21 protein-coding genes, 1 tRNA gene and 1 other annotated feature are annotated in these 24,603 nt (G+C 45.8%); of the genes, 18 read left to right on the top strand and 4 right to left on the bottom strand.

What is annotated here, in order from left to right; translation table 11 throughout:
- Positions 1-356 precede the first annotated feature (356 nt).
- A tRNA-Leu gene (locus BLP57_RS05160) sits at positions 357-438 on the bottom strand.
- Positions 439-659: 221 nt separating this feature from the next.
- On the opposite strand from BLP57_RS05160, the gene ftsH reads away from it, so the two are divergent.
- A complete protein-coding gene (gene ftsH, locus BLP57_RS05165) occupies positions 660-2,525 on the top strand; it encodes an ATP-dependent zinc metalloprotease FtsH (protein WP_015525255.1) in 1,866 nt (621 codons plus the stop codon).
- A gap of 267 nt (positions 2,526-2,792) precedes the next feature.
- Here ftsH and BLP57_RS05175 read toward each other — a convergent pair whose 3' ends face one another.
- Positions 2,793-3,662 carry a DegV family protein gene (locus BLP57_RS05175; protein WP_059085909.1) on the bottom strand — a complete coding sequence of 290 codons (870 nt, stop codon included), beginning with the start codon at positions 3,660-3,662 and terminating at the stop codon, positions 2,793-2,795.
- A gap of 194 nt (positions 3,663-3,856) precedes the next feature.
- Here BLP57_RS05175 and BLP57_RS05180 point away from each other — a divergent pair, with 194 nt between their 5' ends.
- From BLP57_RS05180 to BLP57_RS05225, 10 genes are all read left to right on the top strand, one after another.
- Entirely contained in the window at positions 3,857-4,240 is a 384-nt protein-coding gene (locus tag BLP57_RS05180) for an anti-sigma factor family protein (RefSeq protein WP_022427101.1), read from the top strand.
- A 2-nt stretch (positions 4,241-4,242) separates the two neighbouring features.
- Positions 4,243-6,882: a DNA polymerase I gene (gene polA, locus BLP57_RS05185; protein ID WP_092069897.1), complete on the top strand. Its 2,640-nt coding sequence runs from the start codon at positions 4,243-4,245 to the stop codon at positions 6,880-6,882.
- Entirely contained in the window at positions 6,883-7,482 is a 600-nt protein-coding gene (gene coaE / locus BLP57_RS05190; protein WP_015525251.1) for a dephospho-CoA kinase, read from the top strand.
- On the top strand, positions 7,469-8,266 hold the full coding sequence (locus tag BLP57_RS05195) for an MBL fold metallo-hydrolase (protein ID WP_015525250.1): 798 nt from the start codon (positions 7,469-7,471) through the stop codon (positions 8,264-8,266). The genes coaE and BLP57_RS05195 overlap by 14 nt, the downstream gene beginning before the upstream one ends.
- Positions 8,267-8,279: 13 nt before the next feature.
- On the top strand, positions 8,280-8,552 hold the full coding sequence (locus tag BLP57_RS05200; RefSeq protein WP_015525249.1) for an ACT domain-containing protein: 273 nt from the start codon (positions 8,280-8,282) through the stop codon (positions 8,550-8,552).
- Positions 8,553-8,622: 70 nt separating this feature from the next.
- A complete protein-coding gene (locus BLP57_RS05205) occupies positions 8,623-9,987 on the top strand; it encodes a PFL family protein (RefSeq protein ID WP_015525248.1) in 1,365 nt (454 codons plus the stop codon).
- 58 nt (positions 9,988-10,045) lie between these two features.
- Positions 10,046-10,296, top strand: a binding site (T-box leader).
- Positions 10,297-10,428: 132 nt separating this feature from the next.
- Positions 10,429-11,457 carry an ABC transporter substrate-binding protein gene (locus tag BLP57_RS05210; protein WP_092069900.1) on the top strand — a complete coding sequence of 343 codons (1,029 nt, stop codon included), beginning with the start codon at positions 10,429-10,431 and terminating at the stop codon, positions 11,455-11,457.
- Between the two features lie 72 nt (positions 11,458-11,529).
- Entirely contained in the window at positions 11,530-12,441 is a 912-nt protein-coding gene (locus BLP57_RS05215) for an ABC transporter permease (RefSeq protein ID WP_092070086.1), read from the top strand.
- Between the two features lie 3 nt (positions 12,442-12,444).
- Positions 12,445-13,233 carry an ABC transporter ATP-binding protein gene (locus BLP57_RS05220; RefSeq protein ID WP_015525247.1) on the top strand — a complete coding sequence of 263 codons (789 nt, stop codon included), beginning with the start codon at positions 12,445-12,447 and terminating at the stop codon, positions 13,231-13,233.
- A gap of 218 nt (positions 13,234-13,451) precedes the next feature.
- Positions 13,452-14,612: a pyridoxal phosphate-dependent aminotransferase gene (locus BLP57_RS05225; RefSeq protein ID WP_015525246.1), complete on the top strand. Its 1,161-nt coding sequence runs from the start codon at positions 13,452-13,454 to the stop codon at positions 14,610-14,612.
- A 75-nt stretch (positions 14,613-14,687) separates the two neighbouring features.
- Here BLP57_RS05225 and BLP57_RS05230 read toward each other — a convergent pair whose 3' ends face one another.
- The gene (locus BLP57_RS05230) at positions 14,688-15,962 is read right to left on the bottom strand and encodes a tRNA(Met) cytidine acetate ligase (RefSeq protein WP_092069903.1); all 1,275 of its coding nucleotides are present in this window, start codon (positions 15,960-15,962) and stop codon (positions 14,688-14,690) included.
- A 428-nt stretch (positions 15,963-16,390) separates the two neighbouring features.
- Here BLP57_RS05230 and pta point away from each other — a divergent pair, with 428 nt between their 5' ends.
- From pta to BLP57_RS05265, 7 genes are all read left to right on the top strand, one after another.
- Positions 16,391-17,398: a phosphate acetyltransferase gene (gene pta / locus BLP57_RS05235; RefSeq protein ID WP_015525244.1), complete on the top strand. Its 1,008-nt coding sequence runs from the start codon at positions 16,391-16,393 to the stop codon at positions 17,396-17,398.
- 27 nt (positions 17,399-17,425) lie between these two features.
- Positions 17,426-18,616: an acetate/propionate family kinase gene (locus tag BLP57_RS05240; RefSeq protein WP_021652542.1), complete on the top strand. Its 1,191-nt coding sequence runs from the start codon at positions 17,426-17,428 to the stop codon at positions 18,614-18,616.
- A gap of 252 nt (positions 18,617-18,868) precedes the next feature.
- Positions 18,869-19,396, top strand: a complete 528-nt coding sequence (locus BLP57_RS05245; RefSeq protein WP_092069907.1) for a YceD family protein — start codon at positions 18,869-18,871, stop codon at positions 19,394-19,396.
- 3 nt (positions 19,397-19,399) lie between these two features.
- The gene (gene rpmF / locus BLP57_RS05250) at positions 19,400-19,582 is read left to right on the top strand and encodes a 50S ribosomal protein L32 (RefSeq protein ID WP_015525241.1); all 183 of its coding nucleotides are present in this window, start codon (positions 19,400-19,402) and stop codon (positions 19,580-19,582) included.
- A gap of 96 nt (positions 19,583-19,678) precedes the next feature.
- On the top strand, positions 19,679-21,046 hold the full coding sequence (locus BLP57_RS05255; protein WP_021652545.1) for an MATE family efflux transporter: 1,368 nt from the start codon (positions 19,679-19,681) through the stop codon (positions 21,044-21,046).
- Positions 21,047-21,281: 235 nt separating this feature from the next.
- Positions 21,282-21,884: a hypothetical protein gene (locus tag BLP57_RS05260; protein WP_129975058.1), complete on the top strand. Its 603-nt coding sequence runs from the start codon at positions 21,282-21,284 to the stop codon at positions 21,882-21,884.
- Complete coding sequence (locus BLP57_RS05265) at positions 21,859-23,793, top strand: GHKL domain-containing protein (protein WP_139148826.1); 1,935 nt, start codon at positions 21,859-21,861, stop codon at positions 23,791-23,793. The genes BLP57_RS05260 and BLP57_RS05265 overlap by 26 nt, the downstream gene beginning before the upstream one ends.
- On the opposite strand, the gene BLP57_RS05270 is transcribed toward BLP57_RS05265, so the two are convergent.
- Complete coding sequence (locus BLP57_RS05270; RefSeq protein ID WP_092069913.1) at positions 23,732-24,460, bottom strand: LytR/AlgR family response regulator transcription factor; 729 nt, start codon at positions 24,458-24,460, stop codon at positions 23,732-23,734. The two genes, BLP57_RS05265 and BLP57_RS05270, sit on opposite strands and share 62 nt — an antisense overlap.
- Positions 24,461-24,603 lie beyond the last annotated feature (143 nt).

Genomic DNA, 24,603 nt, shown 5'->3' on the forward strand with positions numbered 1-24,603 from the left:
CAAGGCATACCTCACAGACCTCCCCGGGTACCACACGTTTCTTCCTCTCCATCCATCTGCCTCATTTATCATACTTGATTCCGTGTAGTTATTGGGCTTCAACTTGTATAGCAGCCTTACCCTCATGCATGACCTTATATGAGATTTCTGTTCGTCAGACCAGAGATTTGCCCGTGGTTAGTCTGTTCCCACATCCGGCTTCCTTCAGATTCCACCTCACGGTGGACACCCTTGCCTTCGGCTATATCCTTCCCACTACCGGGCGGATTCGGGACTTTAACCCGTTAGAAACGTGCACCGCCGGGCGCACTATAATAAAGACCTGACAGATTTCTCCGTCAGGTCTTTTATGCGAATGCCGCTGGCCGGACTCGAACCGGCACGGATCGCTCCGCTTGATTTTGAGTCAAGTGCGTCTGCCAATTCCGCCACAGCGGCATAACCATTTATTATAATAGCACAGTATCAGGTGGCTTGCAAGGATTTTTTCAGAATAAAGGTATTATTTGGAAATATTTTTAATTCTAAAAAGTTTATGAAATCGGATGAGGCATCCTTGAAATTGACTGAAAAAAGTGGTAGAGTGTACTACAAGGCTGTACCACCTGATATAGCACTGTGGATATAGCAATATACTATAAGATAACGGAGGAGACTGCATGAATCTGAATTCAAAAAAACCAGAGAAGCGGCCGCTGTATGTATATTACATTATTGCGGTCGTAATTATTGTTCTGCTGAATGTTTTTGCTCTTCCTGCTCTTTCTGAGAGAAGTGTAAAAGAGACCGATTACACCACCTTCCTGAAAGCTGTAGACAGAGGAAAAGTATATGAAGCAACTATTAATTCTGATTATATCTATTATACGATGAAGGTAGATGGAAATGATGTCTATTGTAAGACGGTATCTGTAGAGGATCAGGATCTTGTATCCCATCTTTACGATGCGGGCGTAAGTATAGAGGGTACTGCACCTCAGAGACAGTCCCTGCTTTTATCTCTGATCCTGGGATATGTACTCCCGATCGCAATTTTTATTCTCCTGGGACGCTGGCTCAGCAAGAAGATGATGAGTTCCATGGGAAACGGAGGACCGGGAGGAATGATGTCCTTTGGCAAAAGCAATGCCAAGGTTTATGTGAAATCCTCTACGGGAATCAAATTTTCAGATGTTGCCGGTGAGGATGAAGCCAAGGAGCTTTTGACGGAAATTGTAGATTTCCTTCATAATCCGGAGAAATACAGAGAAATCGGTGCTTCCATGCCGAAGGGTGCCCTTCTTGTAGGCCCTCCCGGAACCGGTAAAACTCTTCTTGCCAAGGCAGTTGCCGGTGAGGCGGAGGTTCCGTTTTTCTCAATTTCCGGTTCGGAATTTGTGGAGATGTTTGTGGGTATGGGTGCTGCCAAGGTCCGTGATCTTTTTAAACAGGCCAATGAGAAGGCACCATGTATCGTATTTATTGATGAGATCGATACGATCGGCAAGAAACGTGACGGCTCCGGAATGGGCGGCGGGAACGATGAGCGTGAGCAGACACTGAACCAGCTTTTGACAGAGATGGACGGTTTTGACGGTTCCAAGGGTGTTGTGATCCTGGCAGCTACCAACCGACCGGATTCCCTTGACCCTGCACTTCTTCGCCCGGGACGTTTTGACAGAAGGATCCCGGTTGAGCTTCCGGATCTTCAGGGGCGTGAGGAAATCCTGAAGGTTCATGCCAAGAAGATCAAAATTGCGGATACAGTCCGGTTTGATGAAATTGCCAAGGCGGCAGTCGGTGCCTCCGGTGCGGAGCTTGCCAATATTGTCAATGAGGCAGCTCTCCGTGCAGTCCGCGACGGACGGAAATTTGCCACACAGGCGGATTTTGAAGAAAGCATCGAAGTTGTTATTGCCGGATATCAGAAAAAGAACCGTGTACTTTCCAATAAGGAAAAGCTGATCGTTTCCTATCATGAGGTTGGTCATGCACTGGTTGCTGCCAAGCAGACAGATTCTGCACCGGTCCATAAGATCACGATCATTCCACGTACCTCCGGTGCACTGGGATATACCATGCAGGTAGATGAGCAGGAACATTTCCTGATGACTAAGGAAGAACTGGAGAATAAGATCGCTACATTTACAGGCGGCCGTGCAGCGGAAGAGCTGATCTTCCATTCCATTACTACCGGTGCCTCCAATGATATTGAGCAGGCGACCAAGATTGCCAGAGCGATGATCAGCAGGTATGGTATGAGTGATGATTTTGACATGGTTGCCATGGAAAATGTAAGCAATCAGTATCTTGGCGGAGATGCAAGTCTAACCTGTTCCTTTGAGACGCAGACGCTTTTGGACAAGAAGGTTGTGGAGCTTGTAAGACGGGAGCATGAAAAGGCTACGAAGATCCTGACAGATAATATCGGAAAGCTCCATGAGATTGCCAAGTATCTGTATGAGCATGAGACGATCACCGGTGAGGAGTTTATGAAGATCTTGAATGAAGCGCCGGTGGAGATTGAGAATACACAGGAAAATTAAATATGTTGGCGGGAGGGACGCCGAAGGGAATACTTCTGTATGGTCTTCGGCTTCCGTTGGGCGTTAGTTCTAAGGCCCTGAAAATCTGCTAAAACCATTAAAAAAAGTTCGGAACTCGCGGCTTGTTGCCGCTCAGACAGCCGAACTTTTTTTAATAATGCAGATTTCCAGAATCTAAGGACTAGCAGCCCTCCTCCAGAGACAGAGCCATACAGAAGTATTCCCTCCGGCTGTGCTCTGGCCATGTGGATTGCTTCTGACTAGTCTTTACCATATTTCCGGGTGTACCTTGGAACAGGTGAGTGCCAGACTTCCGGGGCCGATGTGGCAGGAAACGCTCAGGGAGAGAGGGAAGATGTTGACTTCACCGATATTCGGGAAGGTGGTGAGGACTTCTTTTCGGAATTCTTCGGCTGCTTCCAGGTTGTGGGAGTGGATGACATCCAGGTTGATCTTTTCTCCAAAGCGGTCTGCAATGTCATCTTTGATGGCTTTAGTCATAGTGTTTTTTGCCTGGGTCATGGTGCGGGCCTTGGAGAAGGCGTCCAGCTTTTCGCCCTGGATCTGCAGAACCGGTTTCAGACGGAGCATGGTTCCGATGGCTGCAGCTGCAGGAGTGATGCGGCCGCCCTGTTTCAGGTACTTCAGAGTAGCTACAGTGATATAGATGCTGGAGTCGAAGCGGGTTTCTTCCAGCCAAGTTCCAATCTCATCGGCAGAGAGACCGTTTTTGGCCTGCTGGATAGCCTCGATGGCAGAGTAACGTAAGGTTCCGGAGATCCTCTGGTTGTTTACGACACGTACACGGCCATCATAGTCTTCTGCAAGCATGCGGGCAGTCTGCATGGAGCTGGAGAGACCGCTGGACATGGGGATATGTACGATCTCGTCGTAGTCTTTGAGTAGCTTGTCCCAGAGGGTAGTGACGGATTCCGGTGTAGGCTGGGATGTGGAAACTCTGCAGCCTGGATTTTGTTCAAGATGCTGAAAGAACTCTGATTGGTTCATGTCAATGTCTTCCAGATATTCCTTATCATCTATAAAAAACGGCATTGGAAGCATGTAGATGCCAAGGTCTTTTACCTGAGCGGGAGACATGCCGCAGTTACTGTCTGTAACGATTGCTATAGATTTCATAATGGTGATCCTCCTTGCCTGGATTTTCATATTTGGTCAGTTTTTCTGTTTTCTGACCGGGACATCTCAAGTATACCACAGGAAACCGCCCTTGTCATTCAACGTTTAATTCGCTATAATGATATAATATTCTGGGAAATATTTCCCCAGTCTGGGGCAAATTGTGAAGCGGGATCTCAGAAGAGGCTTATCATATGGGAGAATCCGCTGCTTTGAAAGAGAGGGAAAATATGAACTGTCGTATTGCAGAGGGAATGGTTAATAAATATATCGATCATACGTTGCCGTTGAATGATCTGGAGGATTTTCTAGAGCATATTGAGAAGTGTTCCTCCTGCTACGATGAGCTTGCCACATATTTCATTGTACATAAGGCCATGCAGCAGCTGGATGAGAAACAGGAAGATACTGTTCTGGATTTTAAGGAGCTTCTGGAAGAGGATATCCGAAAATCCAGAAGGTATATCCGAAAAAAGAAATTTCACAGAGCGATCGCTGCAGTGGCAGTCTGCGTTCTGATCGCGGCACTGGTGGTCTTTCTTGTTTTTGTGATCCTGGAACTGAAGGAGGGAATTTGATTTTGAGTGAAAAAATATTACTGATCGATGGTCACAGCATCCTGAACCGTGCGTTTTATGGTCTGCCGGATCTTACCAATGCAGAAGGACGTCATACAGGAGCGGTATATGGATTTCTGAATATTATGTTCAGGATCATGGAGGAAGAGAAGCCGGAGTATCTTACCGTTGCATTTGATCTGAGTGCACCTACGTTCCGGCATAAGAGATATGAAGCCTATAAAGGCACCCGAAAACCCATGCCGGAGGAGCTTCGGGAACAGGTTCCGCTGATCAAGGAGATGCTTTCTGCCATGGGAATCAACATCATGTCCCTGGAAGGCTATGAAGCAGATGATCTTCTTGGTACGGTCGCCAGAAGAAGTGAAGCAAAGGGGATGGATGTTACCATTCTTTCCGGAGACCGTGATCTTCTTCAGCTTGCCACAGATAAGGTGCTGATCCGGCTTCCGAAGACTGTCCGGGGAAAGACAACCATTGAAAACTACCATACAGCGGAAGTTCTTGAGAAATATCAGGTAACGCCGCCGCAGATCATAGAACTGAAAGCGCTGATGGGCGACAGCTCCGATAATATTCCGGGAATCCCGGGCGTTGGAGAGAAAACCGCGACCAAGATGATCGTGCAGTTCGGTTCCATTGAGAATGCTCATGAGCATCTGGAAGAGGTAAAGCCTAATAAGGCGAAAGAATCTCTCCGCGAGCATTATGATCTGGCACAGCTTTCCAAAGAGCTTGCAACCATCAACACAGATAGTCCGCTGGAATTTTCCTACGAAAAAGCGAAAGTGGAAAATCCCTATACTCCGGAGGCATATGAATTGTGTAAACGCCTGGAATTTAAGAACATGCTGAACCGTTTTGATCCGGCTACGACAGCAGATTCCTCCATGGAACTGGAATTTTTTACCTGTAATGATCTTTCCGGTGTGGAGGCACTGTTTGAAAAAGCAGCGCAGAAAGATCAGGTGGGTATTTCTGTTCTTGCAGATCCGGATCAGGTGTATACCGTGGGATTGGTCCTGGATGAAAAAGAAATCTATCAGATTCCGGTAGGAGGACTTCTCACAGGGGATTACCTTTGCGGAAAACTGAAAACTCTGGCGGACAGTACGGTGCTCTGTGCTATGGATATTAAATCAGTTCTCAAACATGTTTCCCTTGATGATCCGAAGAAGGTTTTTGATGCGGGGGTTGCTGCATATCTTCTGAACCCGCTGAAATCTTCCTATTCCCATGATGACATCGCCAGAGAATATCTGGATGGTATGATGCTCCCCTCAAAGGAAGACCTTCTTGGAAAGACTTCTCTGAAAAAGGCCTGGGAAGAGGAACTGGAATGCCTTGGAAATTATGCCTGCTATCAGGCGTTTGTGCCCTGCATGGCTCGAAAGGTTCTTCTTGAAAAACTGGATGAAACAGGCATGCGTAAGGTTTATGATGAGATCGAGCTTCCTCTTGTCTTTACCCTGGATTCCATGGAAAAATGGGGGATTTCCGTTAAGGGTGAAGAGCTTAAGAGCTATGGTGAAAAACTTAAAGTCCGTATCCAGGAGCTGGAAAAAACCATCTGGCAGGAAGCAGGGGAGGAGTTTAATATCAATTCCCCGAAACAGCTGGGTGTGATCCTTTTTGAAAAGCTGGGACTTCCAGGTGGAAAGAAGACCAAGACTGGCTATTCCACAGCGGCGGATATCCTGGATAAGCTGGCGCCGGATCATGCCATCGTAAAAGATATCCTGGAGTACCGTCAGCTGACCAAGCTGAAATCCACTTATGCAGATGGTCTCGGAAATGTGATCGGAGAAGATGGAAGGATCCACTCTACTTTTAATCAGACGATCACAGCAACCGGTCGTATCAGCAGTACAGATCCGAATCTTCAGAACATACCGGTCCGTATGGAGCTGGGCAGGCTGATCCGTAAGGTTTTTGTGCCGGAGGAGGGATTTGTATTTCTGGATGCTGATTATTCCCAGATCGAGCTTCGTGTGCTGGCACATATGTCCGGTGATGAAAAACTGATCCAGGCTTATCGTGAGGCGGAGGATATCCACCGGCTCACCGCATCCCAGGTGTTTCATGTGCCGCTGGATGAAGTGACATCTCTTCAGCGAAGAAATGCCAAGGCGGTAAATTTCGGAATCGTTTATGGGATCAGTTCCTTTGGACTGAGCCAGGATCTAAGTATTACCAGAAAAGAGGCAGCTGCCTATATTGAGAAATATTTCGAGACCTATCCGAAGATCAAGGGCTTTCTGGACGGTCTGGTAAAGGATGGCAAGGAACACGGTTATGTGACAACTATGTTCGGCAGACGAAGGCCCGTGCCGGAGCTGAGATCCAGTAATTTCATGCAGCGCTCCTTCGGAGAACGTGTAGCCATGAACTCTCCGATCCAGGGTACTGCAGCAGATATCATCAAAATAGCCATGAACCATGTTTATGAACGAATGAAAAAAGAGGGATTGCGTTCAAGACTGGTGCTGCAGGTTCATGATGAGCTTCTGATCGAGACAAAGAAAGAAGAGATCGAGGAAGTTTCTCGTATTCTGGAAGAAGAGATGAAGGGAGCTGCAGACCTTGCAGTGGAACTTGACGTAGATATGCACCAGGGTGACAGCTGGTATGAGGCGAAATAAATGAGAGTGATCGGAGTAACCGGCGGAGTAGGGGCCGGAAAAAGTACAGTACTTGGAATCCTGGAAGAAGATTTCCAGGCATATGTGATCCAGGCAGACCAGCTTGGTCACATTCTGATGGAACCGGGGGAAGAATGTTACGATGCGGTGATCGCATTGTTTGGAAAAGAAATCATAAAAAAAGATAAAACTATTGACCGGAGACGGATTTCTGATGTAGTATTCACAGATAAGGATATGCTTTTGAAATTAAACGGGATCATCCATCCGGCTGTAAAGCAGAGAATCCTAGATCTTCTTGGAGAACAGAAGGAAGCCGGAAGAGAGATCTGTGTTGTGGAAGCTGCTCTTTTTCTGGAAGAGAATTATCAGGAATTCTGTGACGAAGTCTGGTATGTGTATACAGAGGAGGAAATCCGGATCCGTCGTCTGATGGAAAGCCGTGGCTATTCCAGAGAGAAATCTCTTGGCATTATCCGAAACCAGGTATCTGACCAGGTTTTCAGAGAACATACGGATTATGTGATCGAGAATAATGGAGATCTGAAGGGTACCCGGAGACAGATCAGAGAAGGGATAGAGAGAAATGAGACTTTGTAGTATTGCCAGCGGAAGCAGCGGCAACTGTATTTATGTGGGATCTGAGGAGGCACATGTTCTGGTAGATGTGGGGATCAGCGGGAAGAGTATCGAAAAAGGCCTGAATTCCCTGGATCTTACCGGGAAAGATGTGGACGGTATCCTGATCACACATGAACATTCCGACCATATCAAGGGACTGGGAGTGATCTCCAGAAAATACGGAATTCCCATCTATACCACAGGTGGAACCGCAGATGCCATGCTTCGTATGAAATCCCTTGGAAAAATGCCGGAGGGACTGATCCACGAGATCCGGGAGGATGAGCCTTTTGGGATCAAGGACCTGACGGTAAATCCTTTTACCATTCCCCATGATGCTGCACAGCCGGTGGGTTACCGCCTGGAATGTGGAGAGCATTCTGTGGGCATTGCCACGGACCTTGGAAAATATAATGATTACATTGTAAAAAATCTGGAGAATCTGGATGCGGTGCTTTTGGAAGCAAATCATGACATCCGCATGCTTCAGGTTGGAAAATACCCTTATTATCTCAAACAGAGGATTCTGGGAGACCGTGGACATCTCTCCAATGAGAATGCAGGACGTCTGCTCTGTCGGATCCTCCATGATAATTTGAAGGCGGTTTTTCTTGGCCATTTAAGCAGAGAAAACAACTATGAAGAACTTGCCTACGAGACTGTGTGCTCGGAGGTGACACTTGGTGACAACCCGTACCGTTCCAGGGATTTTAAGATCCAGGTAGCGAAGAGGGATCACATATCAGAAATAATCACAGTGTAGAAAGGAAAAAACGATGAAGAAGACAATTATCACAGTAGTAGGAAATGACACAGTAGGAATTATTGCAAAGGTTTGTACATATCTTGCAGAGAATCAGGTTAATATTCTGGATATTTCTCAGACCATCGTTCAGGGTTACTTCAACATGATGATGATCGCAGACACAGCAAAATGTGAAAAGGATGGCGGTGAACTTGCAAAAGAGCTTGAAAATCTGGGTAAGGAGATCGGTGTTGTGATCCACTGCCAGCATGAAGATATTTTTAACATGATGCATCGAGTATGATCAAGCAGCGAATGCGGATTGCCAATGCATATGATATCTACTTTACATCAATCATCAGGGAGAAAATAAAATGATCAATATTTTTGAGGTAAACGAGACAAATAAAATGATCGAGCAGGAGAATCTGGATGTGCGTACCATCACCATGGGGATCAGCCTTCTGGACTGTATCGATCCTGACCTGGATGCACTGAATCAGAAAATATACGAAAAGATCACCACAAAGGCCAGAAATCTGGTAGCTACCGGTGATGAGATCGCAACCGAGTACGGTATCCCGGTTGTAAATAAACGAATTTCCGTAACACCCATTGCTCTGGTTGGCGGGGCTGCATGTAAGAAACCGGAGGATTTTGTGACCATCGCAAGAACGCTGGATAAATGTGCCAAGGAAGTTGGCGTTAACTTTATCGGCGGATATTCTGCACTGGTAAGCAAAGGAATGACTCCGGCAGAGGAGCTTCTTATCCGCTCCATTCCTCAGGCAATGGCAGAAACAGAGCGCGTCTGCAGTTCTGTAAACGTTGGTTCCACCAAGACCGGTATCAACATGGATGCCGTAAAGCTGATGGGCGAGATCATCCTCGCAACAGCAGAGGCTACTAAGGACCAGGATTCTCTTGGATGTGCCAAGCTGGTAGTATTCTGTAACGCACCGGATGATAACCCGTTTATGGCAGGCGCGTTCCACGGTGTCACAGAGGCGGACTGCATCATCAACGTAGGTGTCAGTGGCCCTGGCGTTGTAAAGAAAGCTCTGGAGCAGGTTCGTGGCGAGGACTTCGGAACTCTCTGCGAGATGATCAAACGTACCGCATTCAAAGTTACACGAGTTGGACAGCTGGTTGCACGTGAGGCATCCAAGCGTCTTGACGTGCCGTTTGGTATTGTGGATCTTTCTCTTGCACCGACACCGGCTATCGGTGATTCCGTAGCTGAGATCCTGGAAGAGATCGGCCTTGAGAGAGCCGGTGCACCTGGAACAACTGCAGCGCTTGCACTTCTCAACGACCAGGTGAAGAAAGGCGGCGTTATGGCAGCAGCTGCTGTGGGCGGATTAAGTGGTGCCTTTATTCCTGTCAGCGAGGATCAGGGAATGATCGATGCGGTAAACGAGGGAGCGCTTACTCTGGAGAAGCTGGAAGCCATGACCTGTGTATGCTCTGTTGGTCTGGACATGATCGCAGTTCCGGGAGATACCAAGGCGACTACACTGGCAGGTATCATTGCAGATGAGTCTGCCATCGGTATGGTAAATCAGAAGACAACTGCAGTACGTCTCATCCCGGTTATCGGTAAGGGTGTGGGCGAAACGGTTGAGTTCGGAGGTCTTCTTGGCTATGCTCCGATCATGCCTGTAAATTCCTTCTCCTGTGATGCATTTGTACAGAGAGGTGGAAGGATCCCGGCACCGATCCACAGCTTTAAGAATTAATTTTATTTTTGGACTTGACAGACTCACGTTGATGTGCTAAAGTAAACACAACTTAAAAAACAAACCAGTGAGAAAGAGAAGTAAACATTTCAGGAAGCTTCACAGAGAGCGGTGATGGTGGAAATCCGCAGGGGACCAGATGTTGAATGGACTTTCGAGGGTGGCCCGAACTATTTATCTGTACAGTAGGCGCCGACGGGAACCGAACCCGTTACCAATGAGGAGTGTATGTTAGTACACCGGAAAGTGGACGATTCGTCAATTTGAGTGGTACCGCGATAATAAAGAACTTTTATTACCGTCTCAAGCATGATATAAGCTTGGGACGGTTTTTGTGTTACAGGAAAAGCGATTCTGTCGCATGAAAGTTGTTCCGGAAAAGCAGACCGCAAGGTGTACAAAAGGTAATCATAAGCGGAAATAAGAAGGGAGAACAAAACCATGAAAAAAAGAATGTTAGTGATCGCAGCAGCAGTAGCAGCAACAACTATGATGATGACAAGCCCGGTTATGGCGGAAGATTTTAAAGTGGGCATCTGCAATTATGTAGATGATGCTTCCCTGAACCAGATCGTAGACAACATCCAGTCCCGTCTGGAGGAGCTTGGCAAAGAAAAGGGTGTCACATTTGATGTGTTTTATGATAACTGTAATGCAGATGCCAGTGTTATGGAACAGATCATTTCAGATTTTCAGGCGGATAAGGTTGACCTGATGGTTGGTGTGGCTACACCGGTGGCAATGCGTATGCAGTCCGCTACAGAGGGAAGCGATACACCGGTTGTTTTCTCCGCAGTATCTGATCCGGTTGGCTCCGGCCTTGTAGATTCTCTGGATGCTCCTGGTGCAAATATCACAGGAACCAGCGATTACCTGGATACTTCTTCTATCATGAAGCTGATCCAGGCACAGAATCCGGATGTAAAGAAGATCGGTCTTCTCTATGATGTAGGACAGGATTCCTCCACAACAGCGATCCAGGAAGCAAAAGATTATCTGGATAAAGAGGGAATCGAATATGTAGAGCGTACCGGAACCACTACCGATGAAGTCCAGCTCGCAGCAGATGCACTGATCGCTGACGGTGTGGATGCCGTATTTACACCTACGGACAACACCATCATGACAGCAGAGCTTTCTATTTATGAAAAATTCATCGACGCAGGAATCCCGCACTACACAGGTGCCGACTCCTTTGCATTAAATGGTGCCTTTGTAGGATATGGTGTTGATTATGCAAATCTGGGACAGAAAACAGCCGATATGATCGCTGACATCCTGATAGATAATGCGGATCCGTCTAAGACAGCTGTTGAAACCTTTGACAATGGTACTGCAACAGTTAATACAGAAACCTGCAAGGCACTTGGACTTGATTTCGATACCGTAAAGAAGGCATTTGAGCCTCTCTGCACACAGGTAAATGAGATCACAACTGCAGAAAGCTTTGATGAAGTAGAATCAAAATAAATTAACCGCTCACTTTTGTGAGCAGTTATGAAATAAATCCAATTGGAGGAAATCACTGTGACGATTGCAACTATGCTCTCCCTCGGGGAGACTGCCCTGAAGCTTGGACTGATCTGTTCTCTGACAGTTCTTGCTTTGTTCCTTAGTTATTCCATGCTGAATGTCTGCGACCTTTCTACAGATGGCTGCTTTACCTTCGGGGCCGCTGTAGGAGCCGTAGTTGCTGTAAGCGGACATCCGTTTCTGTCCATTGCGGCAGCCATGGCAGCAGGTGTTACATCAGGATTTGTAACGGCTATCCTGCAGACGAAGCTGGGAGTAGACAGCCTGCTTGCAGGTATCATTGTAAATACTGCATTATATTCCGTAAATATCGCGGTCATGGGAGGGTCATCCCTGATCAATATGAATCGGACGACCACAGTATTTACCATGATGAAGGATGCGCTTGCAGGTACACCGTTAAAAGGCAGGGAAGATATCCTCATTGCAGCCATCGCAGTGATCCTCGTGATCGTATTTCTGGTATTCTTCCTGAAAACAAGACTTGGCCTTGCGATCCGGGCAACCGGAAATAATTCTGATATGGTAAAATCTTCCTCCATCAATCCGGTCTTTACAACGGTGATCGGCCTTTGCGTGGCAAATGCATTTACCGCACTTTCCGGATGTCTTCTGTCTCAGTCACAGAAATCCGTAGATATCAACATCGGTCAGGGTATGGTTACCATCGCACTGGCATCCTTGCTGATCGGAGGTACTCTTCTCGGACATGGAGGAATTTTTGTGAGAGCGGTGGGAATGGTGCTTGGTTCCTTTATCTTCCGCCTTGTGTATACCATCGCACTTCGGTTCAATATGCCGGCATTTATGCTGAAACTGGTATCCTCTGTGATCGTTGTTCTTGCAATTTCCGGTCCGTATCTTAAGAAACAGTGGCCGCAGATCCGAAGAAGAATGACTCATACAAAAGGAGGAAGATGATCCATGTTAAAAATCAGCCATATTTCAAAAACATTTAATCCGGGAACCGTAAACGAAAAAAAGGCGATCACAGATCTTTCCCTGGAACTGAAAAAAGGCGACTTTGCTACGATCATCGGTTCCAATGGTGCAGGAAAATCAACACTTTTTAATGCGATCTGCGGTGATTTTCTTACAGATGCCGGTTCGATCGAGCTGGATGGCAGGGATATCACATTTATGCCGCAGCATGCACGCGCAAAAGAGATCGGACGTCTTTATCAGGATCCGATGCGTGGTACTGCACCGGGAATGACGATCGAAGAGAATCTTGCACTTGCAGCCGGCAAGGGTGGGTGGCTTTCCCGCACGACCCGGCAGGAAAAAGAGCGTTTTCGTGAGGAATTAAAGAAGCTGGACATTGGGCTGGAAGAGCGGATGAGCCATCCGGTAGGTCTTCTTTCCGGTGGACAGAGACAGGCGCTGACGCTTTTGATGGCAACCATGAATCCGCCGAAATTACTTCTTCTGGACGAGCATACTGCAGCCCTTGATCCGGGAACTGCTGAGAAAGTCCTTAATCTCACCAGACGGATCGTGGAAGAAAATCAGCTGACCTGTCTGATGATCACACATAATATGCAGTCAGCAATTGATCTTGGTAACCGTATCCTGATGATGGACTCCGGCAATATCGTGCTGGATATCGGAGGGGAAGAGAAGAAGGATATGACCGTGGATGGCCTTCTTGAGAAATTTAAAACGGGAGTGGGCAAGGCTTTGGATAATGACCGTATTCTTTTGTCTGAATAAACGGAATAAATAATGAAGAACCGTTACCGATCATGTGTAAAGTGGAAAATGAATAGCCGCTTTACACAGGTGATGGTTCTTTTTTTATGAAAATTCTTGAGTATGTTACGTTACCGTGATAAAATAAATGAAATCACTTTGTGATTTCATTTATGAGCAAGTAGCGAAGCGGATTGCGAATATCCGTTTGATTTTATTATGGAAGAGGGACGAATGACATGCAGTTTTCAAAAAGACTGGACCGATTTGGAGATGAAATTTTTGCTGCTCTGAACAACCGGCGTATGGAGCTGGAAGCACAGGGCATGAAGATCTATAACATGAGTGTGGGAACTCCGGATTTCAAGACTCCGGAATATATCAAGAAAGCTGTAGCGGAAGCAGCTATGGATGACAACAACTGGAAATACAGTCTCCGTGATCTGCCGGAGCTTCTGGATGCAGTCTGTATTTATTATAAGAAACGTTTTGATGTGGAACTGACACCGGACATGGTAATGACTGTTTATGGAAGCCAGGAAGGAATGGGGCATCTTGGCATGGCGCTTTGTGATGAGGGAGATACAGTACTTCTTCCGGATCCGTGCTATCCCGTATTTGCAGCAGGAAGTCTGATGGCAGGAGCAGTTCCTTACTATTATCCGCTGGTTGCAGAGCATGATTTTCTTCCCTATGTAAAGGGAATTCCGGAAGAAATTGCGAATAAGGCTAAATATATGGTAGTATCCCTGCCGTCCAACCCGGTAGGAAGCATTGCCACTCCGGGACTTTACGAAGAAATCGTGGAATTTGCGAAAAAATATGATATTCTGATCATTCATGATAATGCGTACAGCGATATTATTTTTGACGGGGCATTTGGAGGAAGTTTTTTGGCCACTCCGGGAGCGAAAGATATTGGAGTGGAATTTTTCAGTCTTTCCAAATCCTTCAATGTTACAGGCGCAAGACTTAGCTTTCTGGTAGGCCGGCCGGATGTGATCGCAGCGCTCCGCAAATTGAGAAGCCAGATCGACTTCGGCATGTTCCTGCCGCTTCAGAAAGCAGCTATTGCAGCACTTCAGGGACCGCTGGACAGCGTAAAAGAACAGTGTCAGAAGTACCAGGAGAGAAGAGATGCTCTCTGCCAGGGACTTCGTGATATCGGATGGGAACTTCCAAATGGAAAAGGCACCATGTTTGTCTGGGCGAAGATCCCGGGTGGCCGCACCGACAGCATGGCATTCTGTATGGAACTGATGGAAAAGGCCGGCGTCATCGTGACTCCGGGAGCAAGCTTTGGTCCCCACGGAGAGGGCTACGTACGTTTCGCCCTGGTACTTCCGCCGGAGAAGATCCGGGAAGCAGTGGAAGCGATCCGAAAAAGCGGATTAAACTGAATAACTGAAAGTTGTTCAAAATCCGATCTCAAGCCATGAAAAGATTACTTATTAGCGTTCAAGCTGCTGTGGATCTTAAATGATCCGCAGCGGCTTTTTCATCTCGTGGATGAAAGGCTGACCTGTTTTGTGGCAGAGAAGCATTTCGTAAAGATTGGAAGCCGCACAGGTTTCATTAAAAAGTCGAAGCGCAGTTTCATCGAGGATCGCAGATGCATCGGCGGCTTTGGCGATCAGCGGGATTGAGGAGTTTTTCTTGATCTGGCTGAGAAGCGGAGCGCTGTTTTTTTGAAAGCCAAGTACCCGGGCATAGGGAATGTGTCCGGGTGCTTTTGTTTTTTGGTCAAGAAAGATCCGGACAAGGTTGCGGCAGATAGCAGAACGGGTAATATCCCGTGTTTTCAAAAGATCCGCAAACTGGGAAAAACCTTCATATTGATTTCGGGATTTCAGGATACGCCGGATCAGTGCATCCGAAAGCTCCGGATACATTTTTAAAGTTTCTTCGGATTCCTGAAGCAGTTTGTAATGCAGAGGAAGATCCAGTGCTGAATCAGAAAGCCATGCTCCTTTTTTGAGAGAATCCAGGAATCCGGGAAGGGAAGCAGAAGGGATCAACCGGGAAAGATCAGCAGACTGCACAGTTCCTTCGGATTTTTTCATAAGGCTCCGGATGCCGGAAGCAGAGGGAAATTCTTCGTCGGAAAGAAGAGAAAAATCCGTATCATGATAACCACATCCCTTTCTTAAAAGTGCATGAGGAAGGATACGGCTGTTAAGACGGAGAAGCGCTTTGCAGTATTCGATTCCCAGGATGTTATTGGGAGAAGAAAGAATGAGTTCAATATGTTCTGATGAAACGCCGAATGTGTTATGCACGGAAGTGGCTTTTTCTCGCATGTAACGGATCAAAGCACTGCTTCTTGCAGCAGGAAAACTCATTCCGGTACGAAGATTCTGCTGAAGGAGTTTGCGGTATTCAAACGGTTCCTTTATAAGAATCTGTGCAATATTCATAAGAGTCTCTGTATCTCCGCATTCACTTCCGAAACATAGCTCATCTACAACACCAAGCCCGTCAAGAAGGCTTACGCCACCTGCGGCAAATCCTTCCGCACTGGCCGTTGCTGTCTGTACCGGCATTTCCAGGATCAGATCGGCGCTTCCGAGAAGAGCCATCTCAGCCCGGAGATGTTTTTCCATAAGGGCAGGAGCCCCTCTTTGGACAAAATCCCCGCTCATGGCGACCACAATATAATCAGCACCAAGGATCTCCCGGGCATAGCGGATCTGGTATTCGTGACCTTTGTGAAATGGGTTATATTCTGCAATGATTCCAACAACTTTCATATAAAAAAGTACCTGCCGTTTCTGAAAATTCAAATCTTGAAATAAGTTCTTATATTATAATAATGGTGCTATTTTAACATAAGCAATGTAAAAAGTTAAGCGGCATTCGAAATCTGTTTTGCTGCCATAAACCCGAATGCTACTGTCCGCTCTGGGCCCGGCAACACCCTTTGTGAGATACAGAAATTACGCAAATTTATGATCATGCGCCGAAATCCTTGGGCCATCTGTGATCTTTATCCACAAAAAACACATCGCAGAACATTGTCGGTAAACAGTAACAATTGCACTTCAAAAAATACGCAGTATAGCCATTTTCTGACAATGAAACGCTTGAAAAGAAAAGGGTAAGGGGGTATAATAAACATAGTGTAGTGCCCGAACAGACACTAGCGTTTTTGTTACATCAAGAAAGGAGCCATTTAATCATGGGATTTGTTGAACTGCTTAAAAAAAGAGCAAAAGAAAGCGTAAAAACAATTGTACTGCCAGAGACAGAGGATATGAGAACTCTTGAGGCAACTGACAAGATTCTGAAAGAGGGAGTTGCAAAGATCATCCTCATCGGTAATGAGGAAGAGATCAACAAGAAAGCTGCAGAGGGCGGCTTTGATATTTCCGGTGCACAGATCGTAGATCCGGAGAAATCTGACAGAACTCAGGCATATATTGATAAATTTGTAGAGCTGAGAGCAAAGAAGGGAATGACACCTGAGAAAGCGAAAGAGATCCTTCATACTCAGTACCCATACTATGGCGTAATGATGGTTAAGATGGGGGATGCAGACGGTATGGTATCCGGTGCATGCCATTCTACAGCAGATACACTTCGTCCATGCCTTCAGATCCTGAAGACAAAACCGGGAACCAAGCTTGTATCCGCATTCTTCCTGATCGTTGTTCCGGATTGCGAGTATGGTGCAAACGGTGCATTCGTATTTGCTGATTCCGGTCTGAACCAGAACCCGACTCCGGATGAGCTTTCTGCGATCGCAGCATCTTCTGCTGAGTCCTTTAAGCTTCTTGTTCAGGAGGAGCCGATCGTAGCTATGCTTTCCCACTCCACTAAGGGAAGTGCAAAGCATCCTGACGTAGATAAAGTCGTAGAGGCTACAAGAATTGCCAAAGAGGAGCATCCGGAGCTTAAACTTGACGGAGAGTTCCAGCTTGATGCAGCTATCGTTCCAAGCGTAGGCGCATCCAAAGCACCGGGAAGCGAAGTAGCAGGTAAAGCTAACGTACTGGTATTCCCTGACCTTGATGCAGGTAACATCGGATACAAGCTTGCTCAGCGTCTTGGTAAAGCAGAAGCATACGGACCTGTTACACAGGGTATCGCAAAACCTGTAAACGACCTGTCTCGCGGATGCTCTGCAGATGATATCGTAGGTGTTGTAGCGATCACAGCAGTACAGTGCCAGGCAGAGGATAAATAATTATTAAAAGATCAGGAGAGTTAAATCATGAACGTATTAGTTATCAACTGTGGAAGTTCTTCATTAAAATATCAGTTAATCGATTCTGAGACAGAGAATGTACTTGCAAAGGGTCTCTGCGAGAGAATCGGTATTGACGGAAGACTGGTATATCAGAAAGCCGGATGTGACAAAGAGATCACAGAGGCAGCTATGCCAACACATAAAGAAGCAATCCAGATGGTACTGGATGCTCTTACAAACGATAAAACAGGTGCAATCGGAAGCCTTAAAGAGGTTAATGCGATTGGACATCGTGTCGTACACGGAGGCGAGAAATTTGCTTCTTCCGCAGTGATCACAGACGAGATGATCAAAGCAGTAGAAGAGTGCAATGACCTTGCACCGCTCCACAACCCGGCTAACCTCATTGGTATCCGTGTATGTGCAGAGCTTATGCCAGGCGTACCACAGGTAGGCGTATTTGATACCGCTTTCCATCAGACAATGCCTGCTAAAGCATATCTCTATGGACTTCCGCTTGACTTCTACAAGAAATATAAAGTAAGAAGATACGGTTTCCACGGAACATCCCACAGCTTCGTATCCAAGAGAGCTGTTGATTTCCTTGGCCTTGACAAAGACAACTCCAAAGTTATCGTCTGCCACCTTGGAAACGGATCTTCCATCAGCGCAGTTGTAAATGGCAAATGTGTAGATACAACAATGGGTCTTACACCACTTGAAGGTGTTGTTATGGGAACTCGTTCCGGTAACATCGATCCGGCTATCATGGAGTTCATTGCTAAGAAAGAGAACCTGGACATTGAGGGCGTTATGAACGTACTCAACAAGAAATCTGGTCTTCTCGGACTTTCCGGCGGACTTTCCAGCGACTTCCGTGACCTCAACGAGGCAGCTGAAGGCGGAAACGAGGATGCAGCTAATGCCATCGACGTTCTCTGCTATAGCATCGCTAAATTCGTAGGCGGATATGTTGCAGCAATGAATGGTGTTGACGCGATCGTCTTCACAGCAGGTATCGGTGAGAATGCGATCCCGGTACGTGAGAAGGTTGTCAGCTATCTCGGATACCTTGGCGTAACACTTGACAAAGATGCTAACGGACATCGTGGCGAGGAAATCGTGATCTCCACACCGGATTCCAAGGTTAAGGTTGCAGTTATCCCGACAAACGAGGAGCTTGCAATCTGCCGTGAGACTGTAGCACTGGTATAATCAGCTGTTTCAGTACCGGTACAGAACCGTTCGGGCATGATCGGTAATCAGGCAGAATTATATATTACTGTGGATCAGCAGTATACATTCGGGGGGCGGACAATTAAAGGTCCACCCCCGTAATTTACCCCGAATTTCTGATTAAGCCAACAGTAACAAAAAAATTAAAAAAATGTAATATTTTCCCGAAAATAACGTTGACAAATCACAAGACCATATGTATAATGGATTGAGTGTGGATAGGAGAGACTTATGCAGATTCATTTATTAGACATTTCTTCCTGTGATGGCAAGACGATCCAGGAATCAGTTGTTCCTGAACTGGAGAAGATTGATTTTCAGATGGGAAGTTTTCCGGTACTTGCGAAGGAACCGGTAGAGCTTACGATCACCAATACCGGTGATAAGGTTCTTGAGCTTACAGGAACCGGTAAGATCACAGTGGGCATTCCCTGTGACCGCTGTCTTGAGACAGTAGCCGTCGAGATACCGCTGGAATTTAAGAAGAAGCTCGATATGAAGCTTTCTGATGAAGAGCGTGTCAATGATCTGGATGAAAGCAGCTATCTCACAGGTATGAACCTGGATGTGGACCGGTTGGTCTATCTTGAGGTATTGATATGCTGGCCTTTAAAGGTCTTATGTAAAGAAGACTGTAAAGGTATCTGCAGCCGCTGCGGGAAGAACCTGAACGAAGGTCCCTGCGGATGCAAGGAGGAGCCTAAGGATCCCCGCATGGCAGCTATCAGTGATATATTCAGTAAATTTAAGGAGGTGTAACCTATGTCCATTTGTCCTAAGAACAAATCTTCCAAAGCTAGACGTGACAAGAGAAGAGCGAACTGGAAAATGAGCGCTATGAACCTTGTTAAATGTAGCAAATGTGGAGCACTTATGATGCCACACAGAGTTTGCAAAGCTTGCGGAAGCTACAATAAGAAGGAAATCATCAAAGTTGAGGACTAATTTTAATTAGACAGTCAATATATGATGCGAAAAGAGTCTGGTATGCTGAGATAAGTATACCGGCTTTTTTTATACTCTGGGGGGAAATAAAAAAATATGAAACAGAACAAAAATCAGAAAAATACCGCCGTGAACCAGATCACAGAGGGTGTGATCTGGAAGCAGCTTCTGATATTCTTTTTTCCGATCTTGTTTGGAACTCTGTTCCAGCAGATCTACAATACTGCCGATACAGTTGTAGTAGGCCGCTTTGTGGGAAAAGAAGCATTGGCAGCAGTAGGAGGCTCATCCAGTATGATCGTGAATCTCATCGTAGGTTTTTTTGTAGGTTTATGTTCCGGTGCGTCTGTAGTGATTTCTCAGTTTTACGGAGCGAAAGACCACAAAAACCTTAAAAAAGCACTTCACACATCCATGATCTTCTGCCTGGCTGCCAGTATTATTGTGGGAACAGCAGGTTTTATCCTGGCTGAGCCGATCCTTCACCTGATGAAAACACCGGCAGAAGTAATACCGGATTCTGTGTTGTACCTGCATATCTATTTTGCGGGAACATTTTTCAATCTGGTCTACAACATGGTATCCAGTATCTTAAGAGCAGTGGGGGATTCCAAAAGACCGCTCTATGTGCTGATCATTACCTGTTTGTTGAATATTTTGCTGGATGTTGTATTTGTAGTGATCTTCCATATGGGAGTCCTCGGTGTTGCACTTGCAACAGTCAGCTGCCAGGCAGTCAGTGCCATCCTTGTAACCTGGTTCCTGATGCGCGCAGAGGATATTTATCGTCTGGAATTTCATGAGATTCGTTTTGATCTCCGGTCTTTGGGGGCAGTTCTCAGGATTGGACTTCCGGCAGGACTGGAATCGGTGATGTATAATATTGCCAATCTCACCATTCAGATTTTTGTCAATGAACTGGGGACTGACACAGTGGCAGCCTGGGGAACTATGGGAAAGATTGATGCGGTGTTCTGGATGGTATGCAATGCTTTTGCCATCTCAATTACCACCTTTGTGGGACAGAATTATGGTGCCGGAAAATACCACCGCATGCGAAAAAGTGTCCGCGTCTGTATGGTGATGGCATACATTTCGGCGTTTATTGTAAGCGGAGCACTTATTCTGTTCGCAAATCCGATCTACCATTTGTTTACAACAGATCAGGTGGTTGTAGACATTGGGGTGCATATGATCCGTTTCCTGATTCCGTCTTATGCCATTTATGTTGTGATCGGAATTCTTTCCGGAGCGCTGCGCGGTGCCGGAAGAGTACTGGTTCCGATGATCCTGACCTGTGGAGGAGTCTGTCTTTTACGTATCATCTGGTTGTTTGCCTTTGTAAGATCTCATCCGGGGATCGACAGTATCATGCTCAGTTATCCGGTGTCCTGGATAATTACTGCGGTACTGTTTGTCATCTATTATTTTCGGCGATTTCCAGGTATGCAGAAAAAGAAATAACGATATATGAAAAGGTGCTGATTCTGTGCAATAGCAGTGATCAGCACCTTTGTTTTGTTCGAAAGATGTCGATTTATTACGTATAGATTTGATTGCCTGAAAGCTGAAAAAGAGGTATTCTGGATGCAGATAGATGAAACATATGTAATGGGGATGACCAGATATGTATAATCTGCAAAAAACAATACGATATGGTTTTTGGTTGATACTTGAAGTTATTGCGCTGTGTGTCGGTATGATTTATAGCACGAGGACTGTACGGGCTGAACCTGAAGTACAGCAGCCGGCCAGAAAAGTAACAGAAGTTGTTACTGAAAAATGGACTGTGATCAGTGGAAAACGTCTGGATCTTATCCTGAAATATATGGGAGATATAAATTTTGAAAAAGAAGGAATCAGTCTTCGTATCCCTGCTTCTGTGGCACAAAGCTGGAAGGTAGCAGAGAATGGTACAATACAGGCACTGGTACAAAAGGTTTCCAATCATTCATATGAAATAAAGATCTATAAAGGCACTCAGAAGATCACGGATATTCCGGGGAGCCGGATCATGATACCGGTAAAAGAGATGTTTCCCAACGGAGATCCGGAAACTATGGAAATTACGGATTCCCGAGGAAGAAAACTAAAGACATTCCTGGATAAAAAGCAGGATCTTCTGATCGTTGACACGGACGAGACAGGAATCTTCTGCGTAAGAGGTCGGAAAATAGATGATATAGAAGAGAATCCTTTTGCAGTGGCAGTCCTGACGACAGCAACAATGATAACAGTGCTGATCGTAGGAATCCGAAGCAGATCCGGAAAGCGAGGTGACAGTCATAAAGGAGAAAAGTAGGCAATGGACCCTGATCTTTGGACTTACTGTGGTGTTATCTATGACTGCTTTTTTTATGATGTATCTCATAAATAATGAATATACAGCGAAAGGCGAGCAGCCCATTCAGGGAATCCTTTGTCTGGATGATAAAGATGCGGCGGCAAAGCTACATTATCTTGCCAGGGAATGGCAATATTTTCCGGGAAAGCTGCTTACACCTGAGATGCTGAAAAAGGATCCAGGATATTACAGTTGTTATATTTCGATCGGAGAACGTAATGAAATGGAACTGGGGAATAAAGAGGCTTCTACGTATGGATGTGGGACATACCGGATGTTTCTGATCCTGCCCGAAGAGGAAAAAATCTGGGCGATATCTATGGCGGAGGTTTTTTCCGCATACCGAATCTATATCAATGGAGAACTGGCCGGGGAAGTGGGGGATCCTGACGAAAAAACCTATATGGACCGGGTTATGAACCGTGTTTTTACGTTTCAGGGATCCGGGGTTGTAGAAATTGTCATAGCAGTAGCAGACAAAAGCCATATCAGATCCGGAATCCAGGCTATTCCGGTTTTGGGATCTCCGGTCCGTGTAAGCATACAGAGAGGACTGCGGGTACTCGGAAGCGGCTGTGCCATTGCGTTCTGTATCTGTATCATGTTTGGGACTCTTATGGTACATGTCAGAACCAGGACAAAAGAATTTGCTATTTTTAATCTGGTCTGTCTCTGTGTGGCAGGATATTCGTTATGCTCCCTGGTACATAATTTTTTTCTTCTTCCCACGAGGCCCTGGTATGCCCTGGAAACTATGATCTATTATCTGATCCTTTCCTGCATGATCCGGCTTGAGGATTGTATTATAGGAAAAAAAAGGGGCATATATCTGTTTCTTTTGATCGATCTCTGGATCGTAGTAGCTTTCTTTCTGGAGATTTTTGCGGATATACTTCCTTCAGCCAGGCTTCTTTATGATGTTGTCTGGATCAGTGAGGCAGTCAAATGGGTGGCAGCGATCTATATGCTGCTCAATACTTTTGGAGAAACAGATTGCAGATATGGAAAGATCGTTTTGGTGGGAACAACGATTTATGCCTGTTCCCTTGTGGCAGATCGGATAGGGTATCTTTATGAGCCGATTTTGGGAGGAGGTTTCCCGGAGACAGGTGGGCTGATACTGACAGCTGCGTTTGGCTGTGTTCTGTGGAGAGACCTGTCAGAAGCATATAAGATCAGTCTGACTTATGAGGTATATAGTCATCAGACTGAACTTCGTCTCCTTGCCCAGAAAAATCATTACGACCGATTAAAAGAACAGATGGAAGAAACCAGCCGTGTCCGTCATGATATGCGTCAGCACCTTCGTGTTCTGTCTGCATTACTGGAACGTGAGCAGTATGGAGAAATGCAGAAATACCTTTGCCGGTATACCCGTGAATTCCAGGAACGTTTGACCTATCATTCTTACTGTAAAAATCAGGTTGCCGATGCGATCTTACATTATTATGAAGAACTATGCAGAAAAAACGGGATCGTTTTTCAGTGTCAGGTAGAGGCACCGGAAAAAACAGGGATCCAGGATACAGATTTTTGTCGTCTCTTTGGAAATCTTCTGGAAAATGCCATAGAAGCGGCACAGCTTTGTCCGAAAGGCAGTTCCAGATTTGTCCGTGTACAGATACGTACCAGAAATAATAAACTTCTTATAAAAGAAGAAAACAGCTGCACAGATCCCTTACGCAGAAATAAAACAGGATTTTTTTCAGGTAAGCATTCCGGACAGGGGATCGGAACTGCGTCGATCATGGAAATTGCGGCACGTTATGGAGGGTTTGCGGATTTTCAGTCTGAAAATGGCATTTTTAAAGCTGAGATATTTCTTCATCTGACGCAAAGAGATACTGAAGATAGGCTTTACGGATAGCAGAAGAGCCACGTTTCCGGATCTGGACGACCTCCCCGTTGTCCAGAAGAAAGCCTTCTTCAGAAGCTTCCTGTATACGGTCCATATTGACGACACAGCCACGGTAACAGGAGAGAAAATTGGGACAGTCCCGGATCTGCTCCTCAAATTTGTGAAAGGTAAGATAAGAACGGACCGGACCGGCGTCGGTATGAAGGCACACTGCATTTCGGAATGTATCTGCATATAAAATACTGCGCAGAGGGACCCGGATGGGAACCCGGTCAGAAACGACTTCAATGTAACGGGATGCCAGTAAATGCCTGGATTGAAAGGAATCCAGAATGGAACAGAGTTTTTCTGGCTGAAATGGTTTCAGAAGATAATAGGAGGCTCCTACATCATAGCTTTCCACAGCAAAATCACTGCTGGTAGTGACAAAAACAAGGATGCAGCTATCGGACTGTCTTCGGATCCTGCGCGCAGCTTCCATACCTGTCATTCCGTCCATATAAATATCCAGGAACAGGATCTGAAATTTTCCGGGCTGATAATCTTCAAAAAATTCTTCTGCGCTGGAAAAATGACAGATTTCTGCCCGGATCTGTTTTTTCTCAAAATAGGAAACAGCGATATTCTTCAGGGCTTCTGCATCCGTTGAGATGTCATCAATAATTGCAATATTCAAAATAATATAACCTCCGGTTTATAAAAGAGTAGTAAAAATAGTATATCATAACTTTTATGTATATCCAATATCGGATTTTTGCCTGAAATGACGTATTGTGTAGAAAATTATCAGGAATGAACGTGGTTTTAGCAGATATTTAA

It is taken from the genome of Blautia sp. SF-50, assembly GCF_900101315.1.
In the GTDB taxonomy this organism is placed as follows: Bacteria; Bacillota; Clostridia; order Lachnospirales; family Lachnospiraceae; genus Blautia_A; species Blautia_A fusiformis.

Coding starts and splice junctions, on each gene's coding strand:
- ftsH (WP_015525255.1), top strand. CDS start 660: ATGAATCTGAATTCAAAAAAACCAGAGAAGCGGCCGCTGTATGTATAT.
- BLP57_RS05175 (WP_059085909.1), bottom strand. CDS start 3,662: ATGAAATCTATAGCAATCGTTACAGACAGTAACTGCGGCATGTCTCCC.
- BLP57_RS05180 (WP_022427101.1), top strand. CDS start 3,857: ATGGGAGAATCCGCTGCTTTGAAAGAGAGGGAAAATATGAACTGTCGT.
- coaE (WP_015525251.1), top strand. CDS start 6,883: ATGAGAGTGATCGGAGTAACCGGCGGAGTAGGGGCCGGAAAAAGTACA.
- BLP57_RS05195 (WP_015525250.1), top strand. CDS start 7,469: ATGAGACTTTGTAGTATTGCCAGCGGAAGCAGCGGCAACTGTATTTAT.
- BLP57_RS05200 (WP_015525249.1), top strand. CDS start 8,280: ATGAAGAAGACAATTATCACAGTAGTAGGAAATGACACAGTAGGAATT.
- BLP57_RS05205 (WP_015525248.1), top strand. CDS start 8,623: ATGATCAATATTTTTGAGGTAAACGAGACAAATAAAATGATCGAGCAG.
- BLP57_RS05210 (WP_092069900.1), top strand. CDS start 10,429: ATGAAAAAAAGAATGTTAGTGATCGCAGCAGCAGTAGCAGCAACAACT.
- BLP57_RS05215 (WP_092070086.1), top strand. CDS start 11,530: ATGCTCTCCCTCGGGGAGACTGCCCTGAAGCTTGGACTGATCTGTTCT.
- BLP57_RS05220 (WP_015525247.1), top strand. CDS start 12,445: ATGTTAAAAATCAGCCATATTTCAAAAACATTTAATCCGGGAACCGTA.
- BLP57_RS05225 (WP_015525246.1), top strand. CDS start 13,452: ATGCAGTTTTCAAAAAGACTGGACCGATTTGGAGATGAAATTTTTGCT.
- BLP57_RS05230 (WP_092069903.1), bottom strand. CDS start 15,962: ATGAAAGTTGTTGGAATCATTGCAGAATATAACCCATTTCACAAAGGT.
- pta (WP_015525244.1), top strand. CDS start 16,391: ATGGGATTTGTTGAACTGCTTAAAAAAAGAGCAAAAGAAAGCGTAAAA.
- BLP57_RS05240 (WP_021652542.1), top strand. CDS start 17,426: ATGAACGTATTAGTTATCAACTGTGGAAGTTCTTCATTAAAATATCAG.
- BLP57_RS05245 (WP_092069907.1), top strand. CDS start 18,869: ATGCAGATTCATTTATTAGACATTTCTTCCTGTGATGGCAAGACGATC.
- rpmF (WP_015525241.1), top strand. CDS start 19,400: ATGTCCATTTGTCCTAAGAACAAATCTTCCAAAGCTAGACGTGACAAG.
- BLP57_RS05255 (WP_021652545.1), top strand. CDS start 19,679: ATGAAACAGAACAAAAATCAGAAAAATACCGCCGTGAACCAGATCACA.
- BLP57_RS05260 (WP_129975058.1), top strand. CDS start 21,282: ATGATTTATAGCACGAGGACTGTACGGGCTGAACCTGAAGTACAGCAG.